The sequence below is a fragment of the Teichococcus wenyumeiae genome (genome assembly GCF_003696345.1).
Classification (GTDB): domain Bacteria; phylum Pseudomonadota; class Alphaproteobacteria; order Acetobacterales; family Acetobacteraceae; genus Pseudoroseomonas; species Pseudoroseomonas wenyumeiae.
The window spans coordinates 52,250-65,575 of sequence record NZ_RFLX01000005.1 but is presented as its reverse complement, the minus strand read 5'-3'; the positions used below and the strand labels follow the sequence as shown (position 1 = coordinate 65,575).

The following is a 13,326-nucleotide window of genomic DNA, read 5'->3' as shown; positions in this document are numbered from 1 at the left end:
AGGCCGAGGTCGGCGAAGACGGTGCGGGGCGTCTCGTCTTCGTGCTGGTCCCAGCTCGCAGCCTCTTCGTCGGCCTGCGTCTCGGCCTCGGTCTTCGCCACCGTCACGGGCTCTTCCGGCGGACCAGCCACCGGTTCAGCGCCGGGCAGGGCGTCCGGCGGGGGCAGGGCATCGGAATGCTCGTTTTCGGCCGCGGCATCCGCGGGCGTGACAGGCTGATCGCTCAAGTGCAGTAGGTCCCTTCGCCGACCATGCGGCGGGCCTCATGGGGGCACATCGTGCCGGCCGGTCACGCGCGATCCGCGCGGCCCTTCATCCGGCATCGGCGCCCCTATGCGCCGGAAGGCGCTTCTTGGCAAGGTTTTCGGCCCATTTACCCGGCATTTTGACGCGGTTAACTGCTGATCAGCGCCCTGCCCGAGGAAAGCCCGCCGCCCATGACCCTCCATCCCCTGCTGCTGCTGCCCGGCCTGCTCTGCGACGAGCGGCTCTGGCGCGACCAGATCGCCGGATTGGAGGGGGTAGCCGCCTGCCAGGTGGCCGATACCACCCAGGATGCCAGCCTGGGCGAGATGGCGCTCCGCGCCCTGGCCGTGGCGCCGCGGCGCTTCGCGCTGGCCGGGCTCTCGATGGGCGGCTACCTGGCGCTGGAGATCATGCGCCGGGCGCCGGAGCGGGTGACGCGGCTGGCGCTGATGGATACCGGCGCCCGCCCGGATACCGAGGAACAATCCCGCCGCCGGCGCGGCCTGATGTCGCTGACGCGCTCGGGCCAGTTCAAGGGCGTGACGCCGCGCCTGCTGCCGAGCCTGCTGCACCCCGCGCATCTGGACGGGCCGCTGGGCTTCGAGGTGCGGGAGATGGCGGAGCGCATCGGCCGCGAGGCCTTCCTGCGGCAGCAGCAGGCCATCCTGCACCGCCCCGATTCGCGGCCCATGCTGCCCGGCATCGCCGTGCCGACCCTGGTGGTGGTGGGGGAGCAGGACCAGCTCACCCCGCCCGAACTGTCCGAGGAAATGGCCGCGGCCATTCCGGGCGCGCGGCTGGCGCGGGTGCCGCAGGCCGGCCACCTGCCGCCGATGGAGCAGCCCGAGGCCGTCACGGGCCTGATGCGGGAATGGCTCCTGGGCGCCTGAGCCCCCGGGCTTCAGGATTCGGCAAGGATGGCGGGCGGAAGCTGCGGCGATGCATCCTGCCCGCCGATCCATCCTGCCGCGCCGCGGGTTCCTGCGCCTGGCGGCGCTGCCCGCCCTGGGCGGCTGGCCCATCGCCGCTGCCGCCGCGCCGCCCGAGGCGCCGCCGCATCTGCGCGCCGCCTGGCAGGGCTTCCGCGCCCGCTTCCTGCTGCCTGAGGGGCGGGTGGTGGATACCGGCAACGGCGGCATCTCGCATTCCGAGGGGCAGGGCTGGGCGCTGTTCTGCGCCGAGCGCTGCGATGACCGCGCCGCCTTCGACCAGTTGCTGGGCTGGACCCGGCAGGCGCTGCGCCGGCCGAAGGACCGCCTGCATGCCTGGCGCTACCGCCCCGGCGCGGCGCAGACATGGTCGGACCGCAACAATGCCACGGATGGCGACCTCTTCATCGCCGCCGCGCTGCTGCTGGCCGCCCGGCGCTGGGCACAGCCGGCCTATGCCGAGGCCGGCACCGCCATGGCCCGCGACATCCTGCGCCTGCTGCTGCGGCAGGTGGCCGGGCGCACCGTGCTGCTGCCCGGCGCCGCCGGGTTCGAGGAGGCGGAGAGCGTGGTGCTCAATCCTTCCTATTACGCTTTCCCCGCCATCCGCTTGCTGGCGCGGGCGGTGCCCGACCCGGCCTGGCTGCGGCTGGTGGCCGATGGGGTTGGGCTGCTGCGCCTGGCCCGCTTCGGCCGCTGGGGCCTGCCGCCGGACTGGCTGACGCTGCGGCGGGCGGATGGCGCCCTCGGCCTGGCGCCGGCCTGGCCGCCGCGCTTCTCCTATGACGCGATGCGCGTGCCGCTCTACATGGCCTGGGCCGGGCTGGGCGACGAGCCGGCGGTGCGGGCAGCCCTGGCCTTCTGGAGCGATCCCGGTCACCCGCATCTGCCGGCCTGGGCCGACCTGGGCAACAATCAGGTTTCGCCCTATCCCTCGGGAGAGGGGGCCGCGGCCATCCGGCGCTTCATCGCGGGAGATGAGCGGAGGCTTGGCGGTGAAGCAACAGTGCTCCTGCCGAAAAACACAGACGACTATTACGCAGCCATCCTGAAAATCATGACGATCCTGGCTGGCGCGGAAATTTCTTAAAAATAAGACAGTATATTGCTATCATCCCGCGAAAATTTGGTTCCGTTTCGCTGCCCTAAATTGCATTCTGTGAACACTCAGGGATTGGTAGCGGTGGATGGGACAGGATCGTGACGTTGCGAGGGTGGCCGCGGCTCTGCGTGCGCCCGTTATCCGCTACCGCAACTTCGGCAATGGCCCGCTGAGACAAACACCCCGTTCCGCAACTGCTCCCGCTGAAGCCAGCTTCTCGGTCGAGGCGCCGGGCGAGGAGCGTGGACCGTTTGCGCCGGAGGTTCTCCCTGAAGCCGGCAGGCCAGCCACAGCTTTGCAATCCATGGTTGATTTTGTGCGGGCGCAGCCCATCGCGGCTGCCGCTGTTCCGCCTGCCATCCAGGCACCGGCACCGCCTGCCGCGTCCACGCCTTCGTTGCCTGCCGCGCCGCCGCCCTTGCCCGAAATGCTGGCCCCCGTGCCGGCGGAACCGCTTCCGCAACCGCAACCGCAGCTGGCAGCCCATATGCCCCAAACGGCACAGTCGCTGCTGATGGCGTTGCGCGGCACCGCCACGCAGGATGCACCGGCGGCCCCGGTTGAGCGGTCTGCCTCGCTGCTGGAGGAACTGCGCGCCTCCAGCGCCGCCAGCCCGGCGCCGCGCGAGGGCCTGCTGGGCCTCTTGGCGCAGCCCGCCGTCTGGGACCTGCCGCTGGCCGCGCCGCAGCCGCATGGCTTCGCGCCACTGGCGGGGCGGCCGATCCAGGCCCCCACACCGGATCAGGCGCTGCTGAACCTGCCACCGGGTGGCTTCGGCGGGCCGCCGGCCACTGCCCCGGCCCAACCGCTCTGGTCGCAGCAGCCCGCCGCGCCGCCGCCCGCCGCCGCAATGGCGCCGGAACCGCCCGCCGTGGCGGCCAGGACTCGCCACGCCCCCGCGCCGGCCACCGGCTCGCTGGCGGAGATGTTCCGCATGGTATCCGCCGTGCCGCCGCCGCCGGCGGAGCCGCCGAAGCCGACCGATTCACTGAAGGACATCCTGCGGGGCCTGCGCCCTGACAGGCGCGCTTGAGGACTGACGGGTGCCGCTGATCTGCTTTGCTTCGCCCAAGGGCGGCGTCGGCAAGACCACACTGTCCGCCAATGTGGCGGATATGCTGCGCCGCCAGGGTCGCACCGCGCTGGCGCTGGACCTCGACCCGCAGAATTCGCTGCGGCTGCATTTCGGCGTGCCGGTGGGCGACCTTTCCGGCTTCAACGCGCAACTGCTGCGGCGGCCGGACTGGCGCTCCTGCCTGCGCCAGGCGGCCTCCGGCACCCTGCTGCTGCCGCATGGCGCGATGGAGCTGCGCGACGCGCTGGAATACGGCGTGGCGCTGGAGCGTGACCCCGGCCTGCTGGCCACCCCGGTGCGGGAGATGCTGGCCGACCCGCGCGTGGTGGTGGTGGCCGACATGCCGCCGGGCCCTTCCCAGGCCCTGGCCATCCTGATGCCCATGGCCAACCTGGTGGTGACGGTGCTGCAAAGCGAGGCGATCTCCGCCGCCATGCTGGCCGAGATCGAGGCCGGGCGCTTCCTGGGCAATGGCACCATGGCCGCGCTCTTCGCCGGGCGGCTGCAATTCGTGCTCAATGGCGTGGACATGGCCTCCCGCCTGTCCCGCACGGCGGCGGAGGCGGTGGCGCGCCACCTGGGCTCCCGCCTGCTCGGCGCCGTCAGCCGCGACGATGCCTTTGCCGAGGCCCTGACCGGCCAGCGGCTGGTGGCCGATGCCGCGCCGGGCAGCCGCGCCGCCGAGGATATCCGCCAGTTGGCGCAGGCGATCACGGCGCTGCTGCCAGCCAATGCGACCATGCCCCCACCGGCCCCGCCGCGCGCGGCTATGCCCTGGACGGCTCCGGAATGGGGAACGCACTGATGCGCCTGGGTCGTCGCATGACCAGCTTCCTGGGGCGCATTCCGCTGCTGAACGCGGCGGTGGTGCTGATCGGCGTCCTGCTGGGGCTGATCTTCATGGTCACGCCGCTGGAGGCGGAGCAGCAGGCCTGGCTGGCGCTGGGCGGCTTCCTGGTCTTCCTGATCGTCAACCGCCTGCCGGGCAAGGCCGCGTCCTTCTTCCTGATCGCGCTCTCCTCCATGATCTCGCTGCGCTACCTTTATTGGCGCGTGACCGAGACGCTGGGCTATTCCGGCTATATCGCCACCTTCCTCGGCACCGGCCTGCTGCTGGCCGAGGTCTACGCCGTGCTGGCGCTGCTACTTTCCTATTTCCAGCAGGCCTGGCCGCTGGAGCGCAAGCCCGTGCCGCTGCCGCCGGACCCGGCGGACTGGCCGGTCGTGGATGTCTTCATCCCCAGCTACAACGAGCCGCTGGAAGTGGTGAAGCCCTCCGTCTTCGGCGCGCTGGCGATGGACTGGCCGCGCGACAAGATGAACATCTACGTGCTGGATGACGGCCGGCGCGAGGATTTCCGCGCCTTCTGCGAGGAAGTCGGCTGCGGCTACATGATCCGCCCGGACAACAAGGGCGCCAAGGCCGGCAACATCAACCACGCCCTGACCAAGACCAGCGGCGAATATGTCGCCATCTTCGACTGCGACCACGTGCCGACCCGCGCCTTCCTGCAGCTGACCCTGGGCTGGATGCTGCGGGACCGCGACATCGGCATGCTGCAGACGCCGCACCACTTCTATTCGCCCGATCCCTTCGAGCGGAACCTCGCCTCCGGCAAGCGCGTGCCGAACGAGGGCCTGCTCTTCTACGGGCTGGTGCAGCAGGGCAACGACACCTGGAACGCCACCTTCTTCTGCGGCTCCTGCGCCGTGCTGCGCCGCACGGCGCTGGAGGAAGTGGGCGGCGTGCCGACCCAGACCGTGACCGAGGACTGCCACTGCTCGCTCAAGATGCAGCGGCTGGGCTGGCGCACCGCCTATCTGCGCCTGCCGCTGGCCGCCGGCCTCGCCACCGACCGCCTGCTGGCGCATATCGGCCAGCGCATGCGCTGGGCGCGCGGCATGATCCAGATCCTGCGCGTCGACAACCCGATCCTGGGCCGCGGCCTGAATTTCGCGCAGCGCCTCTGCTACCTCAACGCGCAGTGGCACTTCCTCTTCCCGCTGCCGCGCGTCGTCTTCCTGACCTCGCCGCTGGCCTTCCTGCTGTTCGGGGAGAACATCATCGCGGCCTCCCCGCTGGCGATCGTCGCCTATGCCGGGCCGCATGTGGTGCATTCGGTGGTCACCAACAGCCGGTTGCAGGGCAAGGTGCGCCATTCCTTCTGGTCCGAGATCTACGAGACCGTGCTGGCGCTCTATCTGCTGCCGGTGGTCATGACCACGCTGCTGGACCCCACCAAGGGCAAGTTCAACGTCACCGACAAGGGCGGCACGCTGCAGGACGGCTATTTCGACGTGCGCGCCGTGGGCCCCAACCTGGTGCTGGGCGGCGCGCTGGTGCTGGGGCTGATGTCGGGCATCTACGGCATGGTAGCCAATCCGCCCTCCTCGCTGCAGTTCCAGGCCAATGCGCTGAACGCCGTCTGGGTGCTGCTCTCGCTTGTGACGGTGCTGGCCGGCCTCGCCGTGGGCCGCGAGCGGCGCCAGATCCGCGAGCGCCACCGCGTCGCCGCCCGCGTGCCGATGACGGTGGTGCTGCCCGATGGCCGCCGGCTGGAAGGGGAGAGCATCGACCTTTCCCTTGGCGGCGCGGCGCTGACGGTGGAGCGGCCGGAAGTGCTGCCGGAGGGCATGGTCCTCCTGGAATTCGATATCGGCACCGAGGCGGTGCCGGTGCCGGCCGAGACCTTGCGCTGGCAGGGCAACCGCATGCAGGTGCGCTTCGCCCCGCGCGGGCTGCTGGATGAAGGCAATATCGTGCGTGTCGCGCTCGGCCGCGCCGATGCCTGGCTGCACTGGGACGATGTGCGCGCGGACCGCCCGCTGCGCGCGATGCTGGAGGTGGTGTTGAGCGTCGGTGGTCTTTTCCGTGGCAACAGCCAGCTCTCGCTGCGCGCCCGCCGTGCCCGCCGGAAGGAGCGCGCCGCCCAGGCCCGCGCCGGCCGCGCGCCGCTGGCCCAGCCTGCCTCCTCCCTCGGCGAGGCGCCGGCGGCCGATGCCTCCACCGCGCCGCCCAGCCCCACCGCGCGGGGTGGCCGCCGCGCCGCCGCGCTGCTGCTGGCGGCGCTGGGCCTGCCCGCCGCCGCTTCCGCCCAGCGCCCACAGGCGCCGCCGCCGCTGCCGACCCTGGCGGTGGCCGGCAGCCTGCCGCTGCCGCTCGGCATTGCCCCGGCCGCCGCGCCAGGGATGGTGCTGGTGCAGGCGCCGCTGATGCCGCCGCAGGCGCCCTTTGGCCAGCCGCTGGTGGCGCAGCCGCCGCCTGCGCTGCCGCCGGCCGCCGCGCCCGTGGCCCCCGCGCCGGCGGCGCCGGCCTCTCCCTATGCCTTTGGCGCGCCCACCGGGGCCGTCGGCTCCTCCCGCATCGAGACGCGCAGCCTGCGCCAGCTCGGCCTCGCGGGGCCGATGCAGCTGCGCGGCACCTCCGACCTCCAGGGCCTGCTCTTCGGCATCCGGGCGGATGAGGTGGTGACCGGCGCCAAGCTGACCATCCAGGGCGCCACCTCGCCGGCGCTGATCCCAGAGCTGAGCCAGGTCGCCATCACGCTGAACGACCAGTTCGTCGGCACCGTCACGCCGGACAAGGCGCGCCCGGCCTTCGGCCCGGTCGAGTTCCCGATGAACCCGGTCTTCTTCGCCGATGCCAACCGGCTGAACTTCCGCTTCACCGGCCGCTACGCCATCGAGTGCAACGACCCGCTCTCCGGCTTGCTCTGGTCCACGGTCTCCGACCTTTCGACCGTGCAGCTGACGCTGGAGCGGCTGCCGCTGCCGCGCGACCTGGCGCGGCTGCCCGAGCCCTTCTTCGACCACCGCGTGCTGCGGGAGCCGCTGAACCTGCCGGTGGTGCTGCCGGAAGGCGCCGGCAACGACATCGTGCGCGCCGCCGCCATCGCGACCTCCTGGTTCGCGGTGCAGGCGGACTACCGCGGCGCCACCTTCCCGGTCAGCGGCGGCGTGCCGGCGCGCGGCAATGCGGTGGTGATCGCGGCGGGGCCGGATGCGGTGCCGGGCCTGGCGCTGCCGCGCATGGATGGCCCGACGCTGGCCGTGGTGCCCAACCCTTCCGACCCGGACGGGCTGCTGCTGGTGGTGGGCGGCCGCAACGGCGCCGATGCCGCCGCGGCGGCGCAGGCGCTGGCGGTGGGCCGGCAGGCGCTCTCGGGCGAGATCGCCATGGTGCAGGCGCCCGACATGCCGCCGCGCCAGCCCTATGACGGGCCGCGCTGGGTGCGCTCCGACCGCCCGGTGAAGTTCGGCGAGCTGGTGGACCCCTCGGAGCTGCAATCCTACGGCTTCGCGCCGGGCACCATCGCGCTGCCCTTCCGCACCGCGCCCGACCTCTACACCTGGCGCGACCGCGCCCTGCCGGTGGATGTCTTCTACCGCGCGCCTCCGGGCCCGATCACCGACGTGGCGGTCTCCCGCCTCGATGCCGGGCTGAACAATGTCTACCTGCGCTCCTTCCCGCTGCGGGAGCCCGAGCCGGGCTGGCCCTGGAACTGGATCGCGCGCCGGGTGCGCGCCGCCGGCACCGGCGACCGTTCGGAAGGGCAGGTGGGGCTGCCGCCCTACCTGATCTTCGGGCAGAACGAGCTGCAGCTGCGCTTCGACATGCGGCCGCTGAACCGCGGCGACTGCGTCTCCATCCCCGGCGACGTGCGCGCCTCGATCGACCCGGACAGCACGCTGGACCTGTCGCGCGGCTACCGCTTCACGGAGATGCCGAACCTGGCCTTCTTCGCCGGCAGCGGCTTTCCCTATACCCGGCTGGCCGATTTCGCCGAGACGGCGGCGGTGCTGCCGGAGCGGCCGACCGGCTCCGAGATCTCGGCCTTCCTGACGCTGCTGGGGCGGCTTTCCGCCAATGTGGGCCATGCCGCCACCCGCATCGCCATCGCCCGCCCTTCCGGCATCCAGGAAGTGGCGAACCGGGACCTGATGCTGATCGGCGCCATCACGCGCCAGCCGGCGCTGGCCGACATGCTGCGCGACCGCAGCCCGCTGCAGATCGAGGGCAACCGCGTCACCCTGTCGCTGGGGGATGCGCTGGGCGGCTTCCGTAACCTCTTCATCAGCGATGACGAGCGGCAGCAGCGCGACCAGTTGCAGGCCACCCTGGCGGCGCCGGGTGCCGGCAGCGGCATGCTGCTGGGCTTCGAGAGCCCACTGGCGCCCAAGCGCAGCGTGGTGGCCCTGACCGGCACCAGCCCGCAGGGCGTCGAGGCCATGGTGGCGGCCTTCCGCGACGTGGAGCTGCTGCCGCGCGTCCAGGGCGACCTCGCCATTCTCTCCAACGGGCGGATGACCTCCTACAAGGTCGGGCGGAACTACACGGTGGGCTTCATCCCGCCCTGGCTCTGGCCGCAGTATTACCTGGGCGCGCGGCCGGACACGCTGCTGCTGCTGGTGCTGGTGGCTGCCCTGCTGGTGGCCATGCCGAGCTACTGGCTGATGCGCCGCCGTGCCGCCCGCCGGCTGCGGACCCGGACCTGAAGGCTTGGTACCTGAAGGCTTGGCAAGAGCGACCACCGGCAGAAGCAACGACGTGGAGGATGCAAAGGCTTATGACTGAGACGGACCACGCCGCGACGGACCACGCCGCCCTGGCCTATCTGGCGCGCCGCGATGTCAGCCGGCAGTGGCGCGGCTTCCTGGCCGCGCTGCTGGAGGTGCTGGACGCGCAGATGGACCGCGCGGCGCGGGATGCCCTGCTGCGCGCCGTGGGCCAGCGCTTCGCCGCCACCATGCCGCTGCCCCCCGCAGAGACGCTGGAAGGGCTGCAGCGGCTGATGAACGAGGCGCTGGCCGCCGCCGCCTGGGGCCATGTGGCGCTGGAGCTGGACCCGCAGGACCGCCGGCTGCGCTTCCGCCACAGCGCCGCCCCCTGCATCGGCACGGCGCAGGACCCCGCCGGCGCCTGGCTGGGCCCGGTGCTGGAGGGGCTCTACGGCGCCTGGCTCGCCGCCCAGCCGGGGGGCGAGGAAGCCGGCCCGGCCACCGTGCGGCTGGAATCGCTGGAGCCCGGCCTGGCCCGGCTGCAATACGGCGCCTGAGGAGCGGGCAGGGCGCAGCCCTGTTATCTCGGCGCTTGTCATCCCGGGGCCGGGCGGGCATGCCGCCGCCATGCCCCTGCCGCCAGAGCCGACCGAATACGACATCGCCCGCCTGGGTGCCGCCGGCGACGGCGTGGCCCAGGGTGCCGATGGTCGCCCCGTCTTCATCCCCTACGCCCTGCCCGGGGAACGCGTGGCCGCCCGCGTCACCGGCAAGCTGGGCGAGGGCCAGGCCGCCGAACTGACCGCGCTGCTGCGCCCGGCGCCCGAGCGGGCCGAGCCGCCATGCCCTTATTTCGGCCGTTGCGGCGGTTGCACCATGCAGCACATGGCCATTCCGCCCTACGCCGAATGGAAGCGGGCGCGGCTGGCCGAGGCACTCTCCCGCGCCGGCTACCCGGATGCCGTTGTGGCCGAGCCCGCCGTGACGCCGCCGCAGACCCGCCGCCGCGCCGACCTGGCGCTGCGCCGGGCCGATGGCGTGCCGGTGCTGGGCTTCCATGCCCGCGGCAGCGGCGCCGTGGTGGATCTCGACACCTGCCTGGTGCTGGACCCGGCGCTGGTGGCGCTGTTCCAGCCGCTGAAGACCATGCTGCGCAGCCTCGCGGCCTTCCGGCGGGAGGGTTCGGCGGTGCTGAACCTGCTGGACAGCGGCCCCGACCTGCTGCTGCGGCTGGACGGCATCCCCAATGTCGCCGACCGTGCCCTGCTGGCCGATTTCGCCCGCGCCCATGGCCTGCCGCGCATCGCCTGCGCGCCGCTGAAGGGCATGGTGAGCGAGAATGTGGCGCAGGTCGGCGCCGTCTCCATCGCCCTGGGCGGCGTGTCGGTGGCGCCGGCCCCCGGCGCCTTCCTGCAGGCGACGCCGCAGGGGGAGGCCGCGATCGTCGCCGCCGTGCTGGCCGGGCTGCCGCCGAAGCTCACCGGCAAGGCCCGCATCGCCGACCTTTACGCCGGGCTCGGCACGCTCTCCTTCCCGCTCTCTGCCCGCGCCCGCGTCACGGCCTATGAGGGCGCGCCGGATGCGGTGGCGGCGCTGGATGCCGCCGCGCGCCATTCCGGCGGAAAGGTGCAGGCGGTGCGGCGCGACCTGTCCCGCCAGCCGCTGATGCCGAAGGAACTGGACGCCTTCGCCGCCGTGGTGCTGGACCCGCCCTTCGCCGGCGCCGCCGACCAGATGCCGCTGCTGGCCCGCACCACCAAGCTGGAGCGGATCATCTATGTCTCCTGCAACCCGGCGGCGCTGGGGCGGGACGCGAAGCTGCTGCAGGCGGCCGGCTGGCGGCTGGCCTCGGCCACGCCGGTGGACCAGTTCCTGTGGTCGGCGCAGCTGGAAGCCGTGGTGGTCTTCGCACGTGGCCGCAAGGCTTGATCCCGGCCCCGGCGCGCCCACTTCGACGAGACACGACCCTGGACCGGGAGAGAATTCGATGATCGACCGACGTGGCTTGATGGCGGCGGCGGGCGTGCTGGCCGCCACGCCACTGCTGGCGCGGCTGGGCTGGGCCCCCTGGGGCAGTGCCGTCGCGCAGACCCAGGCGGTGCCCAGCGTGGCGGCGCAGGCGGCCGGTGCCGCCGGCCCGGCGCCCAACCCAGGCTTCTTCCGCTTCAAGCTGGGCAACCGTACCGTCACCATGGTCAGTGACGGCTATGGTGTCCGCCCGGACCCCACCAAGGGCTTCGTGCGCAATGCCGATCCCGCAGTGGTGGAGGAAGCCCTGAAGGCCGCCTTCCTGCCCACCGACGCGCTGCGCCTGCCCTATACCGTGCCCTTCCTGGAGACGGCGGACGGGCTGATCGCCTTTGACATCGGCAGCGGCGGGCAGCTGGGCAATACCGCCGGGCGCCTGGCCGCCAATATGCAGGCGGCGGGGCTGGACCCGGAGAAGGTGACGCAGATCATCTTCACCCATTTCCACGCCGACCATATCACCGGCCTGACCACCGCCGACGGCAAGCCTCTCTTCCCCAAGGCCCAGTTGATCGTGCCCGAGGCCGAGTGGGACTACTGGATGAGCGAGGAGAATGCCGCCAAGGCACCCGAAGCGATGAAGGGCGCCTTCGCCAATGTCCGCAAGCGGTTCGAGCCCTACAAGGACCGCATCCGCAAGATCAGCGGCGATGGCGAGGTGGTGCCGGGCGTGGTGGCGCTTTCCACCCCCGGCCATACGCCGGGCCACACCAGCTACCTGCTCTCCAGCGGCGATGCGCAGGCGCTGGTGCTGGGGGACGTGACCAACCGGCCCGAACTGAACCTGGCGCGTCCCGACTGGCACCTGGTCTTCGACATGGATGCCGACCAGGCGGAAAAGACCCGGCGGGAGGTGCTGGACCGCGTGGCCAGCGACCGCATCCGCTGCATGGGCTACCACTTCCCCTTCCCGGCGAATGGCTATGTCGTCAAGGACGGCGAGGGCTACCGCTTCATTCCGGCGGATTGGTCCACCGGCGTCTGATTGCGTGATGGGGCGGGGCCCGGGAGGCCCCGCCTTCAGCTACCGGCCGGCGGCTGCGGAGACTGGAAAGACCGGCGCCAGGCCGGGGCCAAACTGGCAGCGGGGTCCGGGGTGGTCTTCACCACCCCGGCGGGGTCTGGGGCAGCGCCCCAGCCTTCAGGTATTGGCCCGGGGCCATGACGGACCCAGGCCGCCCGCAGTTGCGGGTTTTCAGGCCGCCGTCTTCCTGCGGCGGATGAAGCCCAGCCCGGCCAGGCCCAGCCCGAACAACGACAGGGAAGCGGGCTCCGGCACCGCCACGGCGCTGGTGACGTTCAGGACATCGACGGCCCACTGGCCGTTGCGGGCGCAGCCCACCTCGCCCGAGGCATCGTTGAAGGCCGCGCCATTTTCCGGGCAGCCGATATAGACGGTGAAGTTGCCCTCGCCACTGCGCCAGAACCCATCCGCTAGGTTGCCGAAGGAATAGCTGTCGTACTGCGTCAGGGCCACGGTGTAGGAGCCCGCCGCCAGAGTCGTGGTCAGGAAGGCGTCCCAGGCCGAATTGGTCAGGGCATCGGTGCCGACAACGCCATAGCCGCCATCGTCACCGACGCCCAGCAGCACCCCCGATGCGTTGAACAGGGACAGGATCGGGTCGAAGCCGCCGCGTGCGATGGTCTCGCCAGCCGCATTGGTGCCGCCCGCATAGGAGAGCGTGCGCAGCGTCACCGTGGATTCGGTGTCCAGGCTGAAGTTGAACAGTTGGACCGCGTCATCGATCTCGAAGTTACCTGTGAAGGAAAAATTTGCCGCCGAGGCCGGCACTGCCCCCATCAGCAGAGCCACGGCGGCCGATGCCGCCAGCAGAGTCTTTCGCATGCTCCAGCTCCCATGCCCGTCATTGGGCAAGGGAGGAGGTGCAAGGGGTGTGCCAATGTTGCGGATCAGCAACTTAATTGAGATCTCAAGCGTGAGTGTTAAATCTTCCGACATTGCAACGGTTTTTGGACAAGGCGCAGAAAAGCGCGACCGAGGGGATGTCCCCTCCGCCGCGCCTCATTCAGCATTTTGCAGAAATTGCCAGGCCGGGCTGCACGCCTTGCAGGCGCTTCAGACGTGGAAGCTTTCCCCGCAGCCGCAGCGCCCCTTCTCATTGGGGTTCACGAAGGTGAAGCCGGCGGACATGGCCTTCACCTCGTAGTCCATGGTGGTGCCGATCAGGAACAGCGTGGCCTTGCGGTCCACCAGCACCGTCACGCCATTGGTGGTGACCACTTCGTCGCCCGGTCCAGGGGCATCGGCCCAGGTCAGGTCATAGGCCATGCCGGAACAGCCCTTGGTGTTGACGGCCACGCGCAGAAGCTTGCCTTCCTGCCCGCCGGCATAGAGGCCGCGCAGGCGCTCGGCTGCGGCGTCGGAAACCTGCATCAGCGGCGGCAGGGCGCGGGCGGGGCGGGGGGCGGTGGTGGAGGTGCTCATC

The 13,326-nt window shown here is 71.5% G+C and carries 10 protein-coding genes; 8 read left to right on the top strand and 2 right to left on the bottom strand.

The annotated features are described in order from the left end of the window. Positions 1–437: 437 nt before the first annotated feature. From EBE87_RS08970 to EBE87_RS08930, 8 genes are all read left to right on the top strand, one after another. Entirely contained in the window at positions 438–1,136 is a 699-nt protein-coding gene (locus EBE87_RS08970; RefSeq protein WP_120641185.1) for an alpha/beta fold hydrolase, read from the top strand. 49 nt (positions 1,137–1,185) lie between these two features. Continuing rightward, positions 1,186–2,265 (top strand): glycosyl hydrolase family 8, encoded by a 1,080-nt coding sequence (locus tag EBE87_RS08965; RefSeq protein WP_122139958.1) that lies wholly within the window; start codon positions 1,186–1,188, stop codon positions 2,263–2,265. A gap of 499 nt (positions 2,266–2,764) precedes the next feature. After that, positions 2,765–3,310 carry a hypothetical protein gene (locus tag EBE87_RS08955; protein ID WP_147465024.1) on the top strand — a complete coding sequence of 182 codons (546 nt, stop codon included), beginning with the start codon at positions 2,765–2,767 and terminating at the stop codon, positions 3,308–3,310. A 10-nt stretch (positions 3,311–3,320) separates the two neighbouring features. Further along, complete coding sequence (locus EBE87_RS08950) at positions 3,321–4,157, top strand: cellulose synthase operon protein YhjQ/BcsQ (protein WP_120641139.1); 837 nt, start codon at positions 3,321–3,323, stop codon at positions 4,155–4,157. Further along, complete coding sequence (bcsA, locus tag EBE87_RS08945) at positions 4,157–8,848, top strand: UDP-forming cellulose synthase catalytic subunit (RefSeq protein ID WP_158611641.1); 4,692 nt, start codon at positions 4,157–4,159, stop codon at positions 8,846–8,848. Before EBE87_RS08950 ends, bcsA begins: the two co-directional genes overlap by 1 nt. 71 nt (positions 8,849–8,919) lie before the next feature. Beyond that, a complete protein-coding gene (gene bcsD, locus EBE87_RS08940) occupies positions 8,920–9,408 on the top strand; it encodes a cellulose biosynthesis protein BcsD (protein ID WP_158600977.1) in 489 nt (162 codons plus the stop codon). 70 nt (positions 9,409–9,478) lie between these two features. Beyond that, positions 9,479–10,780 (top strand): class I SAM-dependent RNA methyltransferase, encoded by a 1,302-nt coding sequence (locus EBE87_RS08935; protein ID WP_120639842.1) that lies wholly within the window; start codon positions 9,479–9,481, stop codon positions 10,778–10,780. Between the two features lie 58 nt (positions 10,781–10,838). Continuing rightward, positions 10,839–11,864 (top strand): MBL fold metallo-hydrolase, encoded by a 1,026-nt coding sequence (locus tag EBE87_RS08930; protein WP_120639843.1) that lies wholly within the window; start codon positions 10,839–10,841, stop codon positions 11,862–11,864. Between the two features lie 210 nt (positions 11,865–12,074). Here the strand turns inward: EBE87_RS08930 and EBE87_RS08925 are convergent, their stop codons facing one another. Continuing rightward, a complete protein-coding gene (locus EBE87_RS08925; protein ID WP_158600978.1) occupies positions 12,075–12,725 on the bottom strand; it encodes a DVUA0089 family protein in 651 nt (216 codons plus the stop codon). 231 nt (positions 12,726–12,956) lie between these two features. Further along, positions 12,957–13,325 (bottom strand): HesB/IscA family protein, encoded by a 369-nt coding sequence (locus EBE87_RS08920; protein WP_120639845.1) that lies wholly within the window; start codon positions 13,323–13,325, stop codon positions 12,957–12,959. Position 13,326: the final 1 nt, after the last annotated feature.